Origin of the sequence: Sphingobium sp. B12D2B, assembly GCF_025961775.1 — a bacterium.
Lineage (GTDB): Bacteria > Pseudomonadota > Alphaproteobacteria > Sphingomonadales > Sphingomonadaceae > Sphingobium.
In genome coordinates, this window is record NZ_JAOQOH010000001.1 from 3,202,248 (window position 1) to 3,225,153 (window position 22,906).

General features: G+C 62.9%; 14 protein-coding genes. 5 read left to right on the forward strand and 9 right to left on the reverse strand.

The window, feature by feature from the left end:
* Nucleotides 1-11: 11 nt before the first annotated feature.
* Both M2335_RS15095 and M2335_RS15100 read right to left on the reverse strand, forming a co-directional pair.
* Nucleotides 12-1,661, reverse strand: a complete 1,650-nt coding sequence (locus M2335_RS15095) for a carboxylesterase/lipase family protein (RefSeq protein ID WP_264595206.1) — start codon at nt 1,659-1,661, stop codon at nt 12-14.
* A gap of 50 nt (nt 1,662-1,711) precedes the next feature.
* Nucleotides 1,712-3,976, reverse strand: coding sequence for a TonB-dependent receptor (locus M2335_RS15100; RefSeq protein WP_264595207.1), 2,265 nt, complete (start codon nt 3,974-3,976; stop codon nt 1,712-1,714).
* A gap of 263 nt (nt 3,977-4,239) precedes the next feature.
* On the opposite strand from M2335_RS15100, the gene M2335_RS15105 reads away from it, so the two are divergent.
* Nucleotides 4,240-4,998 carry a FadR/GntR family transcriptional regulator gene (locus M2335_RS15105; protein WP_181558593.1) on the forward strand — a complete coding sequence of 253 codons (759 nt, stop codon included), beginning with the start codon at nt 4,240-4,242 and terminating at the stop codon, nt 4,996-4,998.
* Between the two features lie 31 nt (nt 4,999-5,029).
* Here the strand turns inward: M2335_RS15105 and M2335_RS15110 are convergent, their stop codons facing one another.
* The 3 genes from M2335_RS15110 to manD form a co-directional block, all read right to left on the reverse strand.
* Nucleotides 5,030-7,297 carry a glycoside hydrolase family 3 protein gene (locus M2335_RS15110; protein ID WP_264595208.1) on the reverse strand — a complete coding sequence of 756 codons (2,268 nt, stop codon included), beginning with the start codon at nt 7,295-7,297 and terminating at the stop codon, nt 5,030-5,032.
* A 163-nt stretch (nt 7,298-7,460) separates the two neighbouring features.
* Entirely contained in the window at nt 7,461-8,393 is a 933-nt protein-coding gene (locus M2335_RS15115) for a sugar kinase (protein ID WP_264595209.1), read from the reverse strand.
* Complete coding sequence (manD, locus tag M2335_RS15120) at nt 8,393-9,601, reverse strand: D-mannonate dehydratase ManD (RefSeq protein WP_264595210.1); 1,209 nt, start codon at nt 9,599-9,601, stop codon at nt 8,393-8,395. Before manD ends, M2335_RS15115 begins: the two co-directional genes overlap by 1 nt.
* Nucleotides 9,602-9,711: 110 nt before the next feature.
* Between manD and uxaC the strand changes: the two genes are divergently transcribed.
* Genes uxaC through M2335_RS15140 form a run of 4 tightly spaced genes read left to right on the forward strand, consistent with a single transcriptional unit; the run spans nt 9,712 to nt 15,728 of the window.
* On the forward strand, nt 9,712-11,121 hold the full coding sequence (gene uxaC, locus M2335_RS15125) for a glucuronate isomerase (protein WP_264595211.1): 1,410 nt from the start codon (nt 9,712-9,714) through the stop codon (nt 11,119-11,121).
* Nucleotides 11,118-12,524 carry a mannitol dehydrogenase family protein gene (locus tag M2335_RS15130; protein ID WP_264595212.1) on the forward strand — a complete coding sequence of 469 codons (1,407 nt, stop codon included), beginning with the start codon at nt 11,118-11,120 and terminating at the stop codon, nt 12,522-12,524. Before uxaC ends, M2335_RS15130 begins: the two co-directional genes overlap by 4 nt.
* A gap of 55 nt (nt 12,525-12,579) precedes the next feature.
* Nucleotides 12,580-13,839: an MFS transporter gene (locus M2335_RS15135; protein WP_264586475.1), complete on the forward strand. Its 1,260-nt coding sequence runs from the start codon at nt 12,580-12,582 to the stop codon at nt 13,837-13,839.
* A gap of 17 nt (nt 13,840-13,856) precedes the next feature.
* Nucleotides 13,857-15,728: a sulfatase-like hydrolase/transferase gene (locus tag M2335_RS15140; protein ID WP_264595213.1), complete on the forward strand. Its 1,872-nt coding sequence runs from the start codon at nt 13,857-13,859 to the stop codon at nt 15,726-15,728.
* Nucleotides 15,729-15,980: 252 nt separating this feature from the next.
* Here the strand turns inward: M2335_RS15140 and M2335_RS15145 are convergent, their stop codons facing one another.
* From M2335_RS15145 to M2335_RS15160, 4 genes are all read right to left on the reverse strand, one after another.
* Nucleotides 15,981-17,411, reverse strand: coding sequence for a DUF1593 domain-containing protein (locus M2335_RS15145; RefSeq protein WP_264595214.1), 1,431 nt, complete (start codon nt 17,409-17,411; stop codon nt 15,981-15,983).
* A 390-nt stretch (nt 17,412-17,801) separates the two neighbouring features.
* Nucleotides 17,802-18,338, reverse strand: coding sequence for an ester cyclase (locus M2335_RS15150; RefSeq protein ID WP_264595215.1), 537 nt, complete (start codon nt 18,336-18,338; stop codon nt 17,802-17,804).
* A 262-nt stretch (nt 18,339-18,600) separates the two neighbouring features.
* Nucleotides 18,601-20,211 carry a carboxylesterase/lipase family protein gene (locus M2335_RS15155; protein WP_264595216.1) on the reverse strand — a complete coding sequence of 537 codons (1,611 nt, stop codon included), beginning with the start codon at nt 20,209-20,211 and terminating at the stop codon, nt 18,601-18,603.
* 155 nt (nt 20,212-20,366) lie between these two features.
* Nucleotides 20,367-22,880, reverse strand: a complete 2,514-nt coding sequence (locus M2335_RS15160; protein WP_264595217.1) for a TonB-dependent receptor — start codon at nt 22,878-22,880, stop codon at nt 20,367-20,369.
* Nucleotides 22,881-22,906 lie beyond the last annotated feature (26 nt).

Sequence of the window (22,906 nt, forward strand, 5' to 3'; positions counted from 1 at the left end):
GCGTTCGCCGGTCAGTCGCGCGCCGCGCCACCTGCGGGACGCTGGGCGGGCGCGGCACGGAAGAACGCCAGCCTGCGCTCGTCCGGCCAGGCAGCGATATGTGCATCGGCCCCGAGTTCGAGCAGGCGCGGACGGGCCGGGTCGAACGTCACCCATTTCAGTTGCTGCGTGTCCGGCTTCCCCGAGCGGGCAAAGGCGACGAGCGAATCCGTCATCGCGCTGCTGAACGCGCGGTCGGCCTGGGACCAGTCCCGCATGGGGCGGAAGCGATTGAAGCTCTCGATCGTGGAGAGCCAGAACGGCACTTCCGAGGTGTGGTAAGCGCCGGCCGTCGCGGGATCGAGGTCGGGGATGTGCACCCCTGTCGGGTAGGAATGCGGGCGGGCGAACATATAGCTGTAAACCGGCGCTTTGCCTTTCGCGACCTGCGCCCGCGCCCAGGCATCCATCGCCGCCGCCATCGTCCCGTCCCGATCCGCAACCCGCGCCTGCGCTTTCGCTTCAGCATCGGTCGCCGCCGGGTAGAGCTTCAGGAAGGCGTCGGCACGATCGCCAAATGCGGCCGCAGCCCGCGCCTTGTAGTCAGCCAGCGTCTGCACAGGGCCGAGGCCACCGAGCGATTCATCGCGCGTGAAGCCGAGCATGAGCGGGACATCGCTCTGGGCGGAGCGGTTGAAAGCCTCGTCGATGGGATAAGGCAGCACATAGCCATCTTCGATCGGGCCGACCGGCGGAGATCCGGGCACGCGCGGCACGACCAGCCGGTCGGCGGGCATGGCGCGAAGATCAGCGAGGTTGCTGCCCTTCCAGATGACCTGCAGCCGCACGCCATCTTGCTCGGCCTGCGCCAGGGGACGCATGGCACCCGGCCCCGCCGAGCCGATGAGCGCACCGCTCATGCCCACGGCGCGCTGGAAAAGACCCTTGGCAAGCGGGCTGGCCTGCAAAGCGAGAACCGACATCGACCCGGCCGACTGACCAGCAATGGTCACATTGGAAGGATCGCCGCCAAATTGCGCGATGTTCTCCCGCACCCAGCGCAGCGCGGCGATCTGGTCCAGGAATCCATAATTGCCCGATGCTTTATGCCCCGATTCAGAGGTCAGTTCGGGATGCGCGAAAAAGCCAAGCGGGCCGACGCGATAATTGAGATTGACGAAGACAATGTCCCGCGTGGCGACAGTCTCGCCACCGTACAGCGCCATGCTGCCCGCGCCGATGAAGAAGCCGCCCCCATGCAGGAAGACGATCACGGGCGCCTTGTTGAGTCCCGGCTTGGCCCAGATGTTGAGATAAAGGCAGTCTTCGCTGGTGACTTCCGCGCCGGAATACTGGTTGGTCAGGATGCCGCGCTGCTGCTGCATGCATTGCGGGCCGAACCGGTCGGCATGATAGATGCCCTTCCAGGCCGCCACCGGCTGGGGCGCCCGCCAGCGCAAATCCCGTACCGGCGGTGCGGCATAAGGCACGCCCAGAAACGCGCGAACGCCGGAGGGCAGCATCCGTCCCTCAATCGCCCCCGCCTGCGTCGTCACCCGCGGCTCGGATGTGCCAACGGCCTCCCCAGCCAATGCCGGGGGTGCCGCCGATAACGCGCCGAGGAAAAAGAGGCCAGGACCACGCCATTGCTGAATGAACCCTCTCAAACGGGCAATCATCATGGTACTGTCCTCTCTTTCAGTTCTGCTTCGTTCCGTTGATTGGAACGGTTTTAGTTGCTGGCTCCAAAACCGACCCGGAGGCGGACGCCGACATAGCGCTGATAGTTGCGCGGAACCTGCTGGATCAGCGTCGGGGCCGAATATCCATTGCCCGTATAATCGGTGATGGACGTCAGATACGCCTTGTTAAACAGGTTGTTGACGAAGAACGACAGATCCCAGTTCACAGCGCCCGTGCTGCGCAGGCCAATGCTGGCATTGGCGATGCCATAGGCATCGAACTTGGTGAGCGGGTTGCGATCCAGCGAGAAGTTGACATCATCCTGCCAGGCATAGTTCGCGCTCATATAGGCGTTGATCTCGGTACCCTGAATGGGCGCCTCGTATACGCCACCGACGTTGAACTTGAAGTCCGGCGAATTGGCGAGACCGACGCCAGCCAGATCCTGCACGAACGTGGTCGTGCCCGGAATGGCGACGCAGCCCTGCGCGACCGTCTGACCAGGATAGCAGCTCGCGCCCGGGAATTCGCGGATCTTCGCGTCGACGTAAGCGGCCGAACCATAGAGATTGAGGTTCGGAGTCGCCCGGATGGAGCCCTCGAACTCGATACCCTTGGTGCGCAGCTTGCCGACATTCTTGAGAATGAATTGCGGCGCACCGGCGATGAATTCCGCGCTCTGCGCCTGGAAGTCGTCGTAGTCGGTCCAGAAGCCGGTGATCGCGAACGATCCACGGTTGCCCCAGAAGCGACCCTTCATACCGACTTCGTAGGATACGGAATGCTCAGGCTTGACGAGATTGTCGATCCGCGACTGGTTGAAGCCGGACGAGATGTCGTAGGCCTGCCCCTTATAGCCCTTGGCAATGGCGGCATAGACCATCACTTCGTCGGTCACGAACTGCTGCAGCGATGCCTTGCCGGTGACAGCCGTGTCGCTCCGCTGATCTTCGTAGACGACAGGCGTTGCCGGCCGATTATCGCGATAGAACACGCCGACGGTCTCGCGATTCACGCGGCCGCCGAGCGTAAGCTTGGTTGTCGGTGTGAAATTATAGCCGAGCTGACCGAAGGCGGCATAGCTTTCCGTCGATGCGGTCGAATCCCAATCCTGACGGAGGAACGACAGGAAAGACGGCGCCGAACGGATGAAGCGGCGATCGGTATTGCCATCGGCATAGAACAGGCCGACCATATACTCGAACGGGCTGGCGCCCCGCGAGGTCAGGCGCAGTTCCTGGCTGAACATCGTCGCATCATAGGGGCCGCCCTGATAGAGGGTCGGCGCGGCAGAGAAGTCGAGATCCTGACCGGATTCCAGCTTCCAGCGCTGATAGGCGGAAACCGATGTCAGCGTCGCAAAGCCCAGATCGAGATCGGCTTTGGCCGACAGCAGATACTGGAAGCTGTCAGCGCGCGGATCGCCATCGAAGCGGACATTGTCGTTGCCGACGCCCGGCCGGATGCCGCTCAGGTCAATCGCCGCGCCATTCTGGGTCGCACCAGGGGTCACATAATAATAGGTCGGCGCGTTGCCGTTCGACTTGGTGTTGCTGTAATTGCCGGACAACGTGAGATCGAGGTTGCCGGCACCGTAAGTGAACTTGCCGCCAAAACCGTAGCTTTCCGCGCCATTGAGGCGATGACCGTTGGTCAGGTTGTTGATATAGCCTTCACGGTCCGAATAGAAGCCGTTCAGCCGGAAGCCGGCATTCTGGCCGATGGGGCCGGAGAGCATGGCGGATACCCGCGTCTCGTCGTCATTGGTCAGGACACCTTCGACATAACCGCTCAGGTCACGCGTCGGATTCTTGGTCGTGATGTTGACCACACCGGCAGACGCGTTCTTGCCGAACAGGGAATCCTGCGGCCCACGCAGAACCTCGACCTGCGCGATGTCATTCAACCCGCCACCGAACGCCTGGCCCTGCTGAAGCAGTGCCACACCATCCACGACGATCGAGACGGCCGGCTCAGTGCTGGTCGAAAAGGAGAAGGTGCCGATGCCGCGGATCGAGACGGACGACGACGCCGAATTGCCCTGCTCGTTCACTGTCAGTGAGGGCGACACGCGGGTGATGTCGGAAAACTGGGTGACCTGCGCGGTGTTCAGCACCGCCGAGTTGATCACGCTGACCGCCGCCGGAACTTCAAGAATGTCCTGCTCCCGCTTCTGGGCGGTTACGATGATCGCTTCCGGCTCAGACCCTGCACCGGCTTCGGGCGCCGCGCTCTGGGCGAAGCCAGGCGTTGCGACCGCACAGGCCGCCGCCAACGCAGCAGACGCAACGGAAAAACGTAGGAAAGAACGCATTTAGGGAGATCCTCTTACCAAAACTCGGAACCGAACCGGACTTGGCCAAGTCACTGCGGATAATTGGTCATGCCACATTGTAGGCAGAATATAAATGGCTGTGGCGGGAAAAATCAGCGTGCTGACCGAAAACGGCTAATTTCAGCCGCCACTTTCACACCTGACTGTTGCAAAGAAACCGCGCAAAGGTGTCTGGCCAATCCGCTCAATCCGCGATAGCATCGCCGCTTTCCTCTGGCAGAGGGCACATAGAACAGGTGGTCATGGCATCCGAACCGATCAGCGGCAGAGACCGACTTTATCAGGCAATCGCGCACCAGTTGCTGGAGGTGTTCGGGAGCGGGCGCTACAAGCCTGGCGACCGGCTACCCACGGAGCGGGAACTCGCGATCCAGTATAATGTCAGCCGCCCGACGATCCGCGAGGCGATCATCGCGCTGGAGGTTCAGGGCATCGTCGAAGTCCGCGTCGGCTCCGGCGCCTATCTCAAAGGCCTGCCCAGCGCGGGCGATCCTGCGGCATTCAATGTCAGCGCCTTCGAACTGACCGAAGCGCGCTTGCTGCTGGAAGGCGAAGCGGCCGCGCTTGCGGCGGCGCAGATCACCGACGAGGAGCTCGCTACGCTGGCGCAGCTGATCGACGAGATCGCGACGGAGAATGAACGCAACGCCGGCACGGAAGATGCCGACCATCAGTTCCACCTGACCATCGCGCGGGCGACGCGCAACTCGGCGATCGTGAACCTCATCGACAATCTCTGGTCGTTGCGCGCCAAATCCCCTGAGACCGCCCTGCTCTATGCCAAGGCGCGATCGGCCAATGTCAAACCGGTCATCGACGAGCATCAGGTCATTCTCGATGCGCTGCGGACGCGCGACCCCGCCAAGGCCCGCGCCGCCATGCGCGCGCATCTGACTGCGGTTCTGGACAGCCTGCTCTTTGCTACCGAGGAAAAGGCGATCGAGGAAGCGCGCAAGGCATCGGCATCGAAGCGCGCCCGCTATGAAAGGGCGATTGCCTGAGCAACATGCCGGGCAGCCCCGGCACGCGCACTCAGTAGGTCAGGCCAAAGCCGAACGGATAGAGCGTGCCGCCCGGCGTCTCGGCATAGCCGGGCGCGTCGGAATGCTGCCGGTCGACAGCATCGAGTGAGGCAGGCAAGGCAAATGGCAGGCGCCCGGCCGGGGCCTGCTTGCCGGTTAGCACATCGATCTGGGCCGCATCGCTCGCCCCGAAGCTGGCGATGATCGCCCCGGCATTGCGCAGGCCGCTGGCTTCATCCAGCACGTAAGGCTGGCGGAAATAGATATTGAGGATCACGCGGCGCGGATCGCCGATTTCGCGCATGACCGCCTGAATGTCGGCCAGCGATGGATAGACCGACCAGCTCTGCGCCTTCGCCATGGCGGAAAAGGACAGCATCCCCGCCTCCCACGGAAATGCGCCGCCGAAAATCAGATTGTCGTCCACGCAGGTGACGTCCTTGCTGACACCGGGCGCCGTGCAGGGGTCCTGCTCACCCCAGCTTGCCTGCCGCTTGCCCGTCACGCGGTTGGCAATGCTGGTCGCCGGATAGACCGCACGCCCGCCGGCTTCGGCTGACTTGCTGGAATAGCGCCGCGCGCCATCCGTGCTCACGCGGACGTTGATGATCGCATAGTCCGTGCCGGCCGGCACGGCCGGACGGACCTGCCCCTTTTTAACGTCATAATTGCCGTCAGTGGCTGCAAATCCCCGTGCGGCGAAGTCAGCACCGGCAAAGCCCATGGTGTAAATGCGACTGCCCGGGCGGAGCGGCAACACGCCCGTGCCATCCACCTTCTGATTCTGCAGCAGCACGAGCGACCGCCGCTGGACGTCCAGCCCGAGCGCGCGATGCTCAGCCGTGCCGATCATCTCCGGCGCTGCCTCGGCGTCGACATAGGGATTTTCAAACAGGCCCAGCGCGAATTGTTCGGTCAGCAGCCGCTCGACCGCCGGATCGATATCGCCTGCCTCACTGAGCGCGCCCTGGGCAACCAGATCGACGATCGTGCTCTTGCTGCGGAACTCGGAGAGAATATCCGTGCCAGCACGAACGGCGAGCGCCGTGCGATCCGCGACGGTGTACCCCTTACCAGTCGCCGGATTTGTGCGACTGTCTTCCAGACCCCATCCGCGCTCTTCGATGATGCCGCTGTCCGAGTTCACATAGCCGCGAAAGCCCAGCTCATCCCGCAGAATACCCGTGACGATCTGCCGCGAGAACGCCATGCCCAGACTTTCGACCGGCCGCCCGCCATGATGCGCATCAACCGGCACGCCATAATAAGGCATGATCGAACCCACGCCCGCGTCGATGGCTCGCTGGAAGGGGCGCAGATGATAATCGAACCCATACCGTCCGCTCGGATCGGTGTAGAACTGGTCCTTGCCGAATGTGTAATGCGCATCCAGCCCGAGCTGCTGCGGCCCACCGCCGGGGAAGTGCTTGAGCGTCATGCTGACTGCGGTGGCCGGAGAGAGCGCAAGGCCGCCCTGCCCTTTCTCGCCCTGCAGCCCTTTGGCGAGCGCCGTCACGATATCGCCGACCAGCTCAGCATCTTCGCTGAACGTTTCGTGGAAGCGTGACCAGCGCGGCTCCGTGCCCAGATCCGCCATATAACCATACATGCCGCGCAGGCCGATGGCCCGCCACTCCTGGCCCATCACGCGCGTAAATCCGGTGATGACGGACATATCGCCCCGCAGGCCAGCGGGTGGCGCACCGTCCGTTGCGTTGAGCAGCCCTGCAGCGCCAAGCGCAGCGGCAGCGAGCCCCGCCTCTTTCGGAAATTCGGTAAAGGCACCGGCGCCCTGGCCGATGCCGAAGGTCGGGCTGACCTCGACATGGTTGCGGGCATTGTCCTTGAAAAGGGCGGGGATGCCAAGCCGGCTCGCCTCGCGCGCTTCCTGCACCGCATTGGTGAAGCGCGCCATCTGCAGCGGCGTCTGCCTGTAACCGCCCCTCAGACGGAAGCCGGTCAACTTGACCGAACAATCTGCCGGCTCCGTGGAGACCGTGGCGCGCAGGATGAAGCGGCTCATCTCCTCCTTTTCGATGAGCGCCTTGCCATCCTCAGTGATCGAGCCGTCGCAATCGGGATTTTGCGTCGCGATCAGCATCGTCCCCGCCTTCTCGGCCAGCGTCATGCGCGTCACGAGATCGCGTGCACGTTCAAGCGCCGTCAAACGCCAGTCTTCATAGGGTTCGAGCGTGCCGGAGGCATTGAGGTCTTTGAACCGCAGTCCGGCCACAGTGATGACCGGCTTGCTGCGCGCCGCGACATCCGGCTGTGTCATCGTCGGTGAAGCAGATGGAGTAGACGCGGCGGCGGACCGGTCCGTTGTCGCACAGCCGCTAAACACGGCGCAGAGCGCCATTGCGGATACCGAGAACGAAATCTTGCCAGTCATGCGCACGGCCTTCTCCAATCATGCTGTTCTTATTGGCGGGGTCACCCGGTCAAACGGCCATCCCTGTGTCGTCGCCCGATGGCCGACTGTAGATCCCGGCTTCGGCCGGCGGAATAGCCCCGCGCCGCTGCACAACCCAAGCGGCCAGAGCATTGCCGGCCTCCGCCGACGCCTCCGGACTTCGCCCCACCAGCCGATGAGCCAGATAGCCGCCATTGAATGCATCGCCCGCGCCGGAGGTATCCAAAGGGCGCGCCACGATCTTGCGGGTCGGAACGAGGCAATCGCCCGCGATCGCGCCGGCCGCCCCCATTTTTACAGCGACCTCATCGACGCCGCGCTCGCGCCAATAGGTTATTGCTTCCTCGCAAGAAGTCGTCCCGAGCAGAGCCTGCTCATCATCGAGCGTCGGCAGACCAATGGACGCTGTCCGCAGCGCCGCATCATGCCAATGCCGGGCCGCCGCCACCGTCTCCCAAAGCGCCGGACGGTAGTTGCTGTCAAACGCGATGCGGCCACCGGCTGCGCGGCGGCTCCGCAAAATATCGAGCAACGTAGCGCGGTCTTCCTCCGGGAGGATGGCCAGCGTCACCAGCGAAAAATAAACTATCAGCTCGGCGTTACGGACTGCAGCGGCGAGGGTATCGGGCGCGATCAGTGAAACCAGGCGTCGTGCGGCGCTGTCGCTGCGACGGTAAGTGAACGAGCGCTCGCCATTCTCGTCAGTGGCGATGAAGTAGATGCCGCATTCGTGCACCGGACTGCGCGCCACGCAGGAGAGATCAAGCCCCTCACGCTGCCACGCGCCGGCGAGATCATCACTGAACCCATCGCGCCCGATGGCCGTCGCAAGGCCGGTCGCGATACCGAAGCGCGCCAGATGAATGGCCGTGTTGACCACATCGCCGCCATGGGCCTGCCGCCAGCACGCATCCTCCCGCCGGAACTCGACCATGCCCTCGCCGATCGCGAGAACGCGCATCACCAGTTCCACATGCTGCCGTCGGACAGCCGCGCGACCGGCAGATAGGCCGGCTTGTAGGGATATTTGGCGGCCAGAGTTTCATCGATGTCGACGCCATGACCAGGCGTTTCGCCGCAGTAGAGAAAGCCGCGCTCGAAATGGTAATCATGGGGGAAGACGGCGTCCGTCTCCTCGGTGTGGCGCATATATTCCTGAATGCCGAAATTCGGCACCCAGGTATCGAAATGCAGGGCCGTGCCCATCGTCACCGGCGAGAGATCGGTCGCGCCGTGGCAGCCCGTGCGGACCTGATAGAGCGAGGCCAGATCGGCGATGCGCCGCAGATGCGAAACGCCGCCCGCGCCCACAATGGTCGTGCGGATATAGTCGATCAGCTGGTTCTGGATTAGATCCTTGGCATCCCAGATGGTGTTGAAGATCTCGCCGACGGCCAGCGGGGTGACCGTGTGCTGGCGGACCAGCTTGAAGGCTTCCTGATTCTCCGCAGGCGTGACGTCTTCCAGCCAGAACAGCTGATAGGGCTCGAGCATCTTGCCGAGATTGGCGGCTTCCTGCGGCGTGTAGCGGTGGTGGCCATCATGCAGCAGATGATGGTCGAACCCGTAGGTCTGGCGCAGCTTGTCGAACAGCTTGGGCACATGGTTGAGCGCCTTGCGCGTATCCCAGCCGGTGACAGAGGGCAGCGCGGCATCGGCCGGCTCATAATAGAGCTTGCCGCGCCCGACGCCATAGGCGTCCTTCACATTGGGAATGCCGGTCTGCGCGCGGATCGCCTGATAGCCCATGTCGATATATTCGCCCACGGCATCGACGGTTTCTTCGATATCCGAGCCATTGGCATGGCCGTAGACCATCACGCCATCGCGGCTGCGGCCACCCAGAAGCTGGTACAGGGGCATATTGGCCATCTTGGCCTTGATATCCCACAGCGCGACATCGACCGCCGCGATGGCCCGCATGGTCACCGGCCCGCGCCGCCAATAGGCCCCGCGATAGAGATATTGCCAAATATCCTCGATCCGCCGTGGGTCCATGCCGATGAGGCAGGGCGCCACATGGTCCTGCAGATAGGACACGACCGAAAGCTCCCGCCCGTTGAGCGTGGCATCGCCGATTCCATAAACGCCCTGATCGGTCTCGATCTTGAGCGTCACGAAATTGCGTCCGGGACAGGTGACGATGACCCGAGCGGCAGTTATCTTCATTGCAGGCAAAGCTCCCGATGAGTGTCCAAGCATTTTCGCCTGACAATCAATACTAGATTGGTCAGGCATTGTATGGCAAGGGGTCATTTCCGGTCGCCAGGGAGAAGGTCATGAGTCCACTGAAACTGCATCCTGATCGGCTGTTTCCTGCGGACTCCACCACGCGCGCAATCGCTCGCGACCTTTATGCACAGGTTGCGCAACTGCCGATCGTGAGCCCCCATGGCCATACTGACCCGCGCTGGTTTGCGGACAATCAGGCATTCACCAATGCCGCAGACCTGCTGCTGATCCCCGACCATTATCTCCTGCGGATGCTCTACAGCCAGGGCATTCCCATGGAGAAGCTGGGCGTGCGGCGGCGCGGCGAAGCGGCGGAGACGGCGCCGCGAGAGGCATGGCGCATCTTTGCGGCCCATTATCACCTGTTCCGTGGCACCCCTTCGCGGCTCTGGTTGGATTGGGTGTTCGCCGAAGTGTTCGGTCTCGCCCAGCGGCTGGATGCGGACAGCGCCGACGCATATTACGATGCCATCGCAGAGCAGCTGGCGCAGGAGGCGTTCCGCCCTCGCGCGCTGTTCGAGCGCTTCAATATCGAAGTGATCGCCACCACCGAGTCCCCCCTCGACAGTCTCGACCATCACCGCACGATTGCCGCCAGCGGCTGGTCCGGCCGGGTGATTACCGCCTATCGCCCGGACCCAGTGATCGATCCCGAATTCGAGGGTTTTCGCGACAATCTGGTGCGCTTTGGCGAGTTGGCCGGCGAAGATTGCTTCACCTATGAGGGCTATCTCGCCGCGCACCGCAACCGCCGGGCGTTTTTCGCCCGGATGGGCGCAACCTCAACCGATCACGGCCACCCAACCGCTGCGACGGCGGACCTTGACGACGCGCAGGCCCGCGCTCTTTTCGCGCGCGTCATTGCCCCGGACGTGAGCGCCGCGGATGCCGAACTGTTCCGCGCGCACATGCTGACGGTCATGGCCGGCATGAGCATCGAGGATGGATTGGTCATGCAAATCCACCCTGGCTGTTTCCGCAATCACAATCCCTGGCTGTTTGAGCATTTCGGGCGGGATAAGGGCGCGGACATCCCGGTGCGCACCGAATATGTCCATGCGCTGCGGCCACTGCTCGCCAAATATGGCCGCGATCCGCGCCTGTCCCTCATCGTTTTCACGCTGGATGAAACGACCTACAGCCGGGAATTGGCTCCGCTTGCCGGCCACTATCCGGCACTCAAGCTCGGCCCGGCCTGGTGGTTCCACGATAGCCCGGAAGGCATGTGGCGCTTCCGGGAGAATGTCACGGAGACAGCGGGCTTCTACAACACAGTCGGCTTCAACGACGACACGCGTGCCTTCATGTCCATTCCCGCGCGCCACGATGTCGCCCGCCGGGTCGATTGCGCCTTTCTCGCGCGGCTGGTCGCCGAGCATCGGCTGGAGGACTGGGAAGCTGCCGAACTCGCGCAGGATCTCGCCTATAATTTCGCCAAGGCAGCGTACAAACTATGAGGCTCTCCGAGCAGACCCTCGCGTCGCTCGATGCGCGCGCTATTCAGGTGCCTTACGATCGCGCCGCCGGCAGCAAGCAGATCGTCCATCTTGGCCTGGGCGCCTTCACGCGGGCGCATCAGGCGGTGTTTACCGAAGATGCCATTGCGGCGTCGGGCGAGGTCTGGCGCATCCTCGGCGTGTCGATGCGCAGCGCCACGGTGCGCGATCAGCTTGCGCCGCAGGATTGCCTGTTCACCGTGACTACCAAGGGCGAAGGCGCGCCTGCGACGCGGCTGGTGCGCTGCCTGAGCGATATCATCGTCGCCCCGGAAGACCCGGCCCGTGTGATGGTCGCCATCGCCGATCCCAAGACCCATATCGTGACGCTGACCGTGACCGAGAAAGGCTATCACCTTTCCGGCAGGCAGGACGACGCGCTCGATCCGCTGCTGCAAGATGACCCCGCAAGCCAGGCGCCGCGCACCATCTACGGCTATCTCGCACAAGGTCTGAAGCAGCGCCGGGACCAGGGCCTGCCCGGCCTCACGATCCTGAGCTGCGACAATCTCGCGGACAATGGCACCCGCTTGCGCGCCATGCTCCTCAAGGTGCTGACCGGCACCGACCCGCAATTGGCGCAATGGTGCGCGGATAATTGCACCTTCCCCTGCTCCATGGTCGATCGGATCGTCCCGGCGACGCAGCCCGATGACATCGACCGGCTGGAAAGCATGATCGGTCTGCGGGACGAGGCTGCAGTGTTCACCGAACCCTTCCGCCAATGGGTGATCGAGGATCGGTTCGCCGGCCCCCGCCCCCCATGGGAAGCTGCTGGCGCCGAGATCGTGGCGGACGTGCGCCCTTATGAAACGGCCAAGTTGCGGATGCTCAACGGCGCCCACTCGGCGCTCGCCTATCTCGGCCTTGCCCAGGGGCATGAGCTGGTCAGCCAGGCCATGGCCGACCCAGACATCGGCGCGCTGGTCCGCAGCCTGATGCGGGACGAAGCCGCCGACAGTTTCGAGCCGGCCGCCGGGCAAGACCTGCAGGCTTATGCCGCCTCGTTGGAAACCCGCTTCGCCAACCCCGCCCTTCCCCACCGGCTCGCGCAGATCGCCATGGATGGATCGCAGAAGATCCCCCAGCGCTGGCTGGCGACGCTTGCCGACCGGCAGGCCCAGGGGAAAGCCTCGCCTGCGATCCTGAAAGCCCTCGCCGCGTGGATCGCCCACGTGCGGGGCAACAATCCGCATGTCAGCGACTCCCGTGCGGAGACGCTGGCGCTGGCCTGGAAGCAAGCGGGCCGGGACGGGATCGCCCCCGCGCTTTTCGCGGAGAGCGGATTGATCGCCTCCTCGTGGAAACCCACGAGCGATGAACTGGCCGCACTGTCCAGTCATCTGGAAACGATGGCGGACTGACTTTGCCAATCAAACAGGGCTTCGGGAGAGAATGACGGTGAATGACAAGCGGCGCATGCCCCTCATGGGCCTGAGATGGTGGATCATCAGCCTCGTCACGATCGGCACGATTCTCAACTATCTCGCGCGCTCGTCGCTCTCCGTCGCGGCGCCGACGCTTATGGAAGTGTTTGGCATGAGCACCCAGCAATATAGCTGGGTGGTCTTCTCCTTCCAGGCCACCTACACGGTGATGCAGACGTTCAGCGGCGCCATTCTGGACTGGCTCGGCACCCGCCTGGGCTTCGCCATCTTCGTGGTGGGTTGGGGCTTTGCCAATATGTGCCACGCCTTTGCCACCGGCTGGTTCAGCCTCGCCTTCTGGCGCGGGCTGCTGGGCAGCTTTGAAGCCGCCGCCATTCCCGGCGGCCTCAAGGTCGTTTCCGAATGGTTTCCGCCGCGCGAGCGCACCGTTGCAACCGGCGTGTTCAACATGGGCGCCTCCATCGGAAACATGATCGCCCCCGCGCTCGTCGCGTTCTGCATCCTGTATTTCGGCTGGCAGTCGGCCTTCCTCATCACCGGCGGCCTGAGCCTGCTCTTCGCCCTGCTGTGGTATTTCGTTTATCGCAGCCCCGAGCAGAGCAAGCGACTGACGCAAGCGGAACTCGCCCATATCCAGACCGCCGGTGACGATGCCGGGGTCATCGCGCGCCCGGCGCACTGGCGCGAGGTGATCCGCACCAAGGGCTTCTGGTCCATCGCCATCCCTCGCTTCTTCGCGGAGCCGGCGTGGCAGACCTTCAATTTCTTCATCCCGCTCTATCTGGTCACGGTGTGGGACTTTAATCTGAAAGATCTCGCTCTGTGGGCCTGGCTGCCATTTCTGGCAGCGGACGCGGGCTCCATGCTGGGCGGCCTCACCGCTCCCGCGCTTATCCGCTGGTTCGGCGTTGACCTGCTCACCTCGCGCAAGCTGACCGTCACGCTGGGCGCGGCGCTGATGATCGGCCCGGCCTGCATCGGCCTCGCCACCTCACCGGCTATGGCCATCGCGCTTTTCTGTGTCGGTGGTTTCGCCCACCAGATGCTTTCCGGCGCCCTGCTGACCCTCTCGGCCGATCTGTTCGACAAGCGGGCAGTCGGCACAGCGACCGGCATGGCTGGATCGATCGGATGGATCGGCGGCGCCATCTTCACGCTGATCGTCGGCGGGCTCGCGGAGATTGTGGGGTACAATCCGCTGTTCGTCATGCTCGCCGCCTTCGACCTGATCGGCGCGCTGGTGCTGTGGGGATTGCTTCGGTCCGGGAAGGCAAAGGCCGCCCTCAATTAAGATAAGGATACGCGAAGGTGGCGATCAGTCGCAGAGATATGCTCGGGAGCCTGGCTGCGGCCAGCGTCGCGACCGGTTGCACGACAACTGCGCAGACAAGCCGGCCCGACCCGAGAGGCAGGCCCAATATTCTGTGGCTGGTGAGCGAAGACAATAATCCCTTCATTGGCGCCTATGGCGACCCGATTGCCCATACGCCACATATCGACACGCTGGCGCGCCGGGGGCTGCTCTACCGGAAGATCTACGCGAACGCGCCGGTCTGCGCCCCGGCGCGCTTCTGCCTTCTGACCGGCATCTATCCAGAATCGAATGCGCCGGCGAACCACATGCGCGCCGACGCAAGCCTGCCTGATTTCCTCAAGACCTATCCGCAACTCATGCGCGCGGCGGGCTATTACTGCACGAACAATGAGAAAACCGATTACAATGCCGTCGTGAATCCAACGTCGATCTGGGATGAATCGAGCGTCAAGGCGCATTACCGCAACCGGCCTGAGAACACGCCATTCATGGCTGTTTTCAACTTTGAAACCACGCATGAATCGCGGCTGTTCGGCATCACCGAAGGCAAGGTGAAGCCCGAACAGGTCCGCGTCCCACCCTATCTCCCCGACAGCCCCGCCGTGCGGCAGGATTTCGCCAGCTATTATAACCTCATGGAGCGGATGGACGCACAGGTCGGCGAAAAGCTGGCCGAGTTGGAAGATGCCGGGCTGGCCGACGATACCATCATCTTCTACTTTTCGGACAATGGCGGCTGCATGCCCCGCTCCAAACGGCATTGCCATGAGGAAGGGCTGCGTTGCGCGCTGGTGGTCCATGTGCCCGACAAATGGGCGGACTATGCGCCGGCCGCGATGGGCGGCGAGATCGCGGCGCCGGTCAGCTTCATCGATTTCGTACCGACGCTGCTGTCCATCGCGGGCATTCCCCAGCCTGCGACCATGCCGGGCACGGCCTTCCTTGGCCGGAAGATCGCGCGTCCGAAAGCCTATGCCTTTGGCATGCGCAATCGCATGGATGAGCGTTACGACTTCGTCCGCACCGTCGCGGACGGGCATTACCGCTATATTCGCAACTACATGCCGCACCGCCCCATGGGGCAGGTCAACGCCTTCCCGATGATGTTGCGCAGCTATCAGGACTGGTATCGCCGCTATGCCGCCGGCGAGCTTAACGCCGTGCAGTCGCGCTTCTTCGAGCCTCGGCCCTATGAGGAACTGTACGACCTTGAAGCTGATCCTGATCAGCTTCAAAACCTTGCCGCCGATCCGAAGCAGAGCCGCCGCCTGAGCGCTTTGCGGACAGCGCTCGACCAGCACATGCTGGATATAAACGATAACGGCTTCATACCCGAAGGCTCGCCGCTAGAGGGCTACGAAGCCAGTCGCCAGCCCCATGCCTATCCGCTGGCGGACATTATGGCTCTGGCCGCGCAGGCGGCGACCGGAGGCCCATCAGCACTGCCGGATCTTACTCGGGCCCTGACACACGATAACGAAGTGATGCGCTACTGGGCAGCAACGGGTCTGCTGATCCGCAAAGCACAGGCCGCGCCGGCGCGAGAGACGTTACTCAGCGCAAGCAAGCGCGAAACGTCGGCGCAGGTCCGCGTGGTCATGGCGGAAGCCCTCACGCATCTGAGTGAAGGGGAGCAGGCCAAGCAGATTTTTGCCGAGTTGCTCGCCGCAAATCCTCCGGAAATGGTCGCACTGCAGACTCTTAATGCTCTTACTTATATCGAGCCGGTCTATCGGCCCATGGACATGCTGGCGAGATGGAAGACCGATCCCGGCTATGTCGGGCGCGCGACACGGTATCTCACACGCGTGAGTGAGGGCACTTACGATCCTTCAGTTTCGCTTCTGCCCCCACGAGGCGTGTGAAGGCTCATAGGCAAGTTTGACGAGACAGTCTAACGTTCCCCGAGATTCCAGTTCTGGCTGGTTGTTTAGCGTAAGCTGCACTGGTCCACGCAGCCATCCGCTTCGCTCGATGATCGGGAACGTCTACTTTCGTGATCGCTTGTCTGTGACAGTCCTACTTGCTCTCCAGCACGCCATTTGCCACAGGCCCTTCCAGAAAACATCAATGGCCGATCGAATGCAGGCCCGATCGACCATTGCGGCACAGCCCCGTCATGGTTCCAAAGTCACCACGGCCCGCCGGTAGCTGGTCAGGGGCGGCGATCCCGAATCCGTGACCTCCAAAATAATGTGATAGGCGGTGTCCTTGGGCACAGGGACGTTCGTGTTCGTCATCCGGTACATCGGCAGGGTGAAACTCACCTCCGTGCTGTCCGCGCCGGTAATCTCAAGGGGCGGCACCATGACGCCGGGCGCCTGGCTTGGCTCTGCATATTGCCACCAGCGATAGGTCAGCTTGTCGCCATCCCGATCATGCGTGCCGGCGGCGGAGAGGCGCACGGTTGCGCCGACCTTCGCCGACAAGGTGACGGGCGCCTTTCCGGCGACCCCGTTCAACACCAGCTCGGGATGGTGATTGGCGCGGCGCACGTCGGGCGAAAGAGTCCAGGCCATCCGTCCGGCAAAATCGTTCTGAAAAGCCCCGCGCCAACGAAACACCGTCGCCTGATTGCTGACCCAGACCTTGCCATTTGCGTCCACAAACCTGTCAGATGCGTCGGCCCGGTGGCCGGCACCTTCGTAGATCGGCAGATAGCGCCCTCCCCAGCCACCCCATTCGGGACGCTCGGGATTATTCAGGCCATTGGGAATCAAGCCCAGAAAGGACGGTGTGTCTCCTTCCATGATGAACTCATGCGGGGGATATAAGGCACCCAGCGGCCCGCGCCTGATATTGGCCTCCAGCCACTCATTGGTGACCATGTCCGCATTCGGCCATTTGTCGTCACGGCGGAAAAGGTCACCGGCAATGCCGATCCATGCGGCGAGGCCATATTGGCCCCAACCGTGGACGCTGGCGATCCAGAACAGGTCCGGAAAGGTCCGTCGCGCCCAAGCGCCGGTATCGTCCTGATCCGAGATGGAATAGACCCGAAGCTTGGCAACGAAGGCCTTCACCTGTTCAGGTGTGCGCGTTTCGCGAACCGTCCACAGGGCTTGCGCAAGATCCGCGCTGCCGCCCCACACGGGGATGTAAACCGGTCGGTCATCGGGGCGATCGACCACTTCGATGATCCGGCGCGAGGCCTCGGTATCCTTGCCCTCGCCCACCGCAGCCATGCCATAGACCGGCGCCCCGCTGACGATCGCGGCCATCAGCGTGCTGGCATCCGGATAGCCCTGAGCATGTTTCTGGAGATTGGGAAGCACCTTCCCATAGGCTTCCACCCGCTCGCGCATGAGCTGTGGCTGGACCTTCGTGCGCTGCCAGGTGGAGGTCGTCGCAACCAAGCCTTCGATGTCGAACTCGTTCGCATAAAGCAGCAAGCGGACAAGCGACTCAGAATCGTCGGGTTCATTCCCGATGTCGGACAAGATCAGGACACGCGACTTCGTCGTCTGCGAAGGTTCGGCAGCGGTCGCCGGAACCGAAACTGCCAGTGCCGCAGCGGCGGCCAGCACCATGCTAAATCGAGTGACCATCAGTTCTCCTACCTCAAATATCGATGCCTCGTCCGCCATGATCGCGCCATGGCGGACGGGCGGGCCGGCGGATCAGAAGCGCGTACGAATGCCGGGCTGAACCAGCCTTCCGAGCGTATTCCCGTTACCATAGCCATTGCCAGTGGTCAGGTATGGAGAACCCTGATCGGACACATTATCCAGGTTCGAAGTGAGTTGCGTCTCTTAATGAAGGAGAGGCCCTTCAAATCCCCAGCAAAGTAAAGATCGACGATATCGTAGGATTCCGCACGGGATGCAGCGCATTGTATGGAATCGGAAATGACGGGGGGCAATAGGCGCAGTTGAGACACTTGAATTGCAGCCGAACGCTCGCGCGCTTCTCACAATTCAAGAGATTTCCTTTAACGATCAGAGCTTCTTCTGATTTGGGTCAACCTTAGGCTCGCCCTTCAGCATCGGATCCCAATGCTCCGCGATCTTGCCGTTTTCGATCCGGAACATGTCGAACCAGGTTGTGTAATAGGTCTGCCCGTTCGCGTCCTTCTCGGGGCGCACAAATGCAATGACGACCTTGTCCCGCTCCGCCGTGATGTCGACCATGGGGAGGCTCAATTTTGCCTCCACAGGCCGCTGCGGGCGCGAGGACCGGACATAATCCATCACGCCGGCCAAACCCTGGGCGGCATTGGGATTATGCTGGATGTAATCCTTCGCGATGAACTCGTGCGCGCGATCAACCTGACCAGCCACGAGCACGATCCGATACATGTCGTACACCAGCCGCTTGTTCCGCGCGAGCTTGGGGTCCTTGCTGGCGAGCAAGGCAGCGTGATCCGTAGGAACGGACGGCGCTGCCGCCGGCGCTTCATGCGATGAGGGCGGGGCCACAGCCGGCGTCGAGTCCGGGGCCATGGCAAGAGCGGTAGCAAGCAGGATCGATATCATGGGAGAAGCCTAGCATGACAGAGGCGGAAAAAGGTAGGACTTTTAAGCGCCGCCAATTCCTCTCGTTTAGAGATCGGATGGCGAGGCAACGCTCTGTTATGAAAAGACAATAATCTGCGCCAGCGGCGAACGATTTCTACCATCTTTGAGCGAAAGCGGCTTTGCGCGTGGAACGCCGACCATAAAATCAGAGTATTGATCAACTGTTTCGCCCTCGCTCCCGATGTCCGTCACGCGCCGCCTTGAGAATTCGCGCGACTGCTCAGTCACGCAAGGCAGCCGCGACGGTTGCCAGTTCGGCGTGGTCGCTGCCGGTGTCGAGCCGGGTCTGATCGTCGTAGATCATGGTCGCAGGTCGGTCTCGATTTGCAGCCGCCCAGCGCGGCAAACCCGGTCCGTTGGGGTCACCGGTCCCGGCAAATCGGGTCCAGGCGCCGGCCATGATATTGGACAGCTTCAGCGCGGCCGCGTCCCCTCCGGTCATCGTGGCGCAGCGTTCGGCATTGGCGAACGCGTAGGGAATATCCGCACAATGGAATGCGCGTGGCCGGCCATCCAGCACCGGCGCAGGGCGTGCGAACTGGTACAGCCATGCGCCTGCTCCGCCGATGGCGGCCTTGCGACGGGCAAATTCCATCGCGCTGAGGCGCAGCGGCGCGGTCGCGATGCGTGACCATAGATCGCAGGGCAAAGCATGCGGCGTGCGACCTTTGAAGGCCTCGATAATGCCGTCCGCACGATCGCCGAACAGGCCGGTGACCCGTTCCCGCAATTGCGCTGGCGATAAAGCCTCGAACGCCGGGTCGTTGATGCCGGTTGCGAATTCGTTGAGCGTGGTGCCGACGATCAGCGGCACATGCGCGGAATTCGCCAGTGCGCCATCGGAGAGCACGCCGCCGGGAAGAGTGGCCCCGCCGATAACCGGCCCAAATGAGAAGCGCGGCAAATTTCGCGGATCGATGGGGCTTCCCGCAAGCTTGGGATTGAGCCGCCGCGCTGCCGCATTCGATGCCGCAAGCAATTGCGGATAGGGCACATCCTGCACGGCGCGCGCCGACGTCCTCGCAATGCCCAGTTCAGCGAGCGTTGCGGCGGCCAGGCTCGCAGCCTCGTCTACCGTCACGCCGGTGGGGACATAGCCGCTCTGAACGATCGCCCGATGGAACAGCCCGCGCGCCTGGGGCATGGCCATCAGCGCCGCAACCTTGCGTCCGCCGCCGGACTGGCCGAACAGCGTGACGCGCGCCGGATCGCCGCCGAACGCTGCGATATTGTCGCGCACCCATTGCAGCGCGGCTACGATGTCGAGCAGACCGACATTGCCGGAGTCCGCGAAGGCGGAATCGAACGTCGACAGATCGAGAAACCCGAGCGCGTTGAGCCGATGGTTCAACGTGACCACCACCACGTCGTGCAGGTCGGCCAGATTATGGCCGTCGAAGGCGGGCAGGTCATGGCCCGATCCGGCGATGAACGCGCCGCCGTGCAGCCAGACCATCACGGGTCGGGGGCGACCGGCATCGCCGCGCGTCCAGATATTGAGCCGCAAGCAGTCTTCGCGCTCGTAGCTGTCATTCCATTGAAAAATGAACGCTTCTTCGTCATTGGCCCGCCCCGATCCGCGATCTTGTGGACAGACCGGTCCGAAGCTCAGCGCGCTGCGCACACCCGACCATGGACGGGGCGGACGTGGCGGCAGGAAGCGATTTGGCCCGGCCGTGTCATCCGCATAAGGAATGCCCTTGAAGGTCAGGACGTCGCCTTGCCGATAGCCGGCCAACGTCCCCGATTGCGTTTCCACGCGTGCCGTATCCCGGCCTGCGGATACCGCCTGCCCGCCAGTGCGCGAGGGAGCAACAGCGGCGGCTGCCATGCGAGGGGTCTGGGTGCTGGCAGCGACGATCGCGGCGCCGCCCGTTAATATCGCTCTCCGACCGACTTTCACCCTGCCGCCTCCACCCTATTTCATCTTATGGTTCTCGCGGCGGGGCAGAGATCGCATCGCAACCACAGCCCCGCCGCCGATCATCAGAACGAACGCTTCACAGTCAGGCGCCACTGCCGCGGCGCGGCCGGGAAGCCATTCACCGTGCCATTGGTCGCACGGTTATCCAGATAAGCGTAGTAATAAAGCTTGTTCGTCAGGTTCATGACGTTCGCAATCACCTGCCAATCGCCGCCCGGAGCATCCCAGGTCAGGCCTGCATTGAGCAGCGTGTAGGCCGGCACCTTGTTGAACGTCGTGTTGGGGATCGACGTCTGGAAGCTGGACTGGAACGTCATGTCCAGCCGTGGCGTCAGAGTGCCGAAACTGGCCGTATCGATGCGATACTGGGCGCTCGCGCTGCCCTTCCAGTCGGAGATCAGCGGGAACTTGGAGTCCAGCGTGGTGCCGGCGCTGATCGCCGTCGCCTGCAGCGACTTGAAGCCGATGTTGATGTAGCCGACTGCCGCCTGCAGCGTGAGATTGCTGGTCGGGCGAGCGGTCAGTTCCAGTTCACCGCCCTTGGTCACCGCCTTGCCGACGTTCAGCAACGCGCTGCACGGCTGTGCATAGCTTGCCAGAGGCACATCCGGGTAAGCCGGGTTGGCCGGGCACGCGCTGACCGGGAGCTGGAGATCGGTGTAGTTGCCATAGAAGAAGCTGCCGTTGACGCGCAGCTTGCGGTCGAACAGGTCGCTCTTGAAGCCAACCTCATAGGAGGTCAGCTTTTCGGGCGCGAACGGGATGACCTGATAGATATTGTAAGGCCGCGGGTTGATGCCGCCGCCCTTGAAGCCGGTCGCGACCGACGCATAGGTCATAATCGTGGGGGTCCACTGATACTGCGCTGCAATGCGATAATCGACATTGTCGCCCTTGAAGGTGCCCGAGGCGTCATTCACCGGGCAGACCGCCACATTAACGATCGTCCCGCCCGCTTCGGGGCAGGGCAGATAGGGCGGGCCATCGGGATGGCCGCCGAGCTGCGTGCCCGGTACGCCGAGGCGGCCGAACTTGAAGGTCTTTTCCTGCTTCGAGTAACGCAGCCCGCCGATCAGCTGCAGCTTGTCGGTCACGCTCCAGTCGACGTTGCCGAACACGGCATAGGTCTTCGCGGGCACGCGATCCCGCCCGATGAAGTCGAAGGGCGGGATGTCGATGCGCGAATCCAGCGCAGTAAACTCATCCATGAAGAAGCCGCCGAGCGTCAGATTAACCGCATCCTGCATCAGGCTGGCATTGACGCGCAGCTCCTGCGTCACCTCGCGATAGGTCAGCGCATTGAAGCTCTGTGCCAGCGGGACGGGCGTCGCATCGTTATCCTGCGAGAACTCCATCTTCTGCTTGCGGTAGGCTGTGATCGACTTGAACGAGACATTGTCGGCAAGCTTGTAGTCGATCGTCAGGGAGACGCCGCCGCCCTTGGTCGCCGAGCTTGAATCCAGGCAATAGGCGCCGGAGCGGCTGCTCGGGGTCGGGTCGCAATAGGTCGCGTAGTTGGTATAGGGGCTCGTGCTGAAGCTGTCGCCAGCGAACGCCCCGAACGGGGAATAGCTGATGAATTGCGACGCGCCGGTCGCGGTGCCAACGCTGACGCCATTGATGCTGTTCTTGGGCGTCAGGCTGTCATTGCGGGCATAAAGCAGCGTCTGCGGCGTGCCTTCCGACTTGTCGCTGACATAGTCCGCAGCAAGGTTGACCTCGAGCGCGTCAGTGGGCACCCAGCGCAGCTGGACGCGCCCGGCTGCCACGGCCTTCCCGCCTTCAGTGCCGAGCTTGCAGTTCGCATCGCGCGCGAAGGACGGAACCTGCGTACCCGGATGCGTGCAGGCATAATCGTACCGCGTGACATAGCCATCCTTGTGGTCGGTCACGCCGGTGATCCGCATGAACAGGCGATCGGGCACCAGCGTCATGTCCGCTGCCGCATTCACGCGCACATTATTGTAGCTTCCGTAAGAGAGCGAGATGAACCCGCCGCCATTGCCGGTCGGCTTCTTGGAATACAGCTTCACCGAGCCGCCGATCGAGTTCTGCCCGGCCAACGTGCCCTGCGGACCGCGCAGGACCTCGATACGATCGAGGTCGACCAGATCGAAGTTCGCGCCAGCGATGGTGCCGTAATAGACGTCGTCGATATAGGTGCCGACGCCGGGCGAAACGGCGGGATTGAAGTCCACCTGGCCCACGCCGCGAATGAAGGACTGAACCGACGGACCGGCGCCAGCGGGAGCCGGCTGGAGCACGACGTTAGGAGCTTGGGCCGCGATATCGCTGACGGTGGTCAGCCCCTGCGCGGCGATCGTCTCAGCCGACAAGGCCGTGATCGCGAGCGGCGTTTTTTGGGCGCTCTGGCCACGGAACTGCGCGGTCACGACGATTTCGCTGATGCCGTCCTCGGCCTGTGCGGTCGGTTCCGCCTGATTAACGGGTGCCGTCGACGGAGCCGCCTCCTGCGCAAAGGCGGGTGCCGCACAAGCGATTGCCATCGCGCCGACCGCGACGGAGTTGCGCAACCAGGTCGCGCCGTTGATTTGCCAGATGCTCATGGTCTTCATTCTTTCCCTCCTAAAAGCACCGCTCT

Coding starts and splice junctions, on each gene's coding strand:
- M2335_RS15095 (WP_264595206.1), bottom strand. CDS start 1,661: ATGATGATTGCCCGTTTGAGAGGGTTCATTCAGCAATGGCGTGGTCCT.
- M2335_RS15100 (WP_264595207.1), bottom strand. CDS start 3,976: ATGCGTTCTTTCCTACGTTTTTCCGTTGCGTCTGCTGCGTTGGCGGCG.
- M2335_RS15105 (WP_181558593.1), top strand. CDS start 4,240: ATGGCATCCGAACCGATCAGCGGCAGAGACCGACTTTATCAGGCAATC.
- M2335_RS15110 (WP_264595208.1), bottom strand. CDS start 7,297: ATGACACAGCCGGATGTCGCGGCGCGCAGCAAGCCGGTCATCACTGTG.
- M2335_RS15115 (WP_264595209.1), bottom strand. CDS start 8,393: ATGCGCGTTCTCGCGATCGGCGAGGGCATGGTCGAGTTCCGGCGGGAG.
- manD (WP_264595210.1), bottom strand. CDS start 9,601: ATGAAGATAACTGCCGCTCGGGTCATCGTCACCTGTCCCGGACGCAAT.
- uxaC (WP_264595211.1), top strand. CDS start 9,712: ATGAGTCCACTGAAACTGCATCCTGATCGGCTGTTTCCTGCGGACTCC.
- M2335_RS15130 (WP_264595212.1), top strand. CDS start 11,118: ATGAGGCTCTCCGAGCAGACCCTCGCGTCGCTCGATGCGCGCGCTATT.
- M2335_RS15135 (WP_264586475.1), top strand. CDS start 12,580: ATGCCCCTCATGGGCCTGAGATGGTGGATCATCAGCCTCGTCACGATC.
- M2335_RS15145 (WP_264595214.1), bottom strand. CDS start 17,411: ATGGTCACTCGATTTAGCATGGTGCTGGCCGCCGCTGCGGCACTGGCA.
- M2335_RS15150 (WP_264595215.1), bottom strand. CDS start 18,338: ATGATATCGATCCTGCTTGCTACCGCTCTTGCCATGGCCCCGGACTCG.
- M2335_RS15155 (WP_264595216.1), bottom strand. CDS start 20,211: ATGGCAGCCGCCGCTGTTGCTCCCTCGCGCACTGGCGGGCAGGCGGTA.
- M2335_RS15160 (WP_264595217.1), bottom strand. CDS start 22,880: ATGAAGACCATGAGCATCTGGCAAATCAACGGCGCGACCTGGTTGCGC.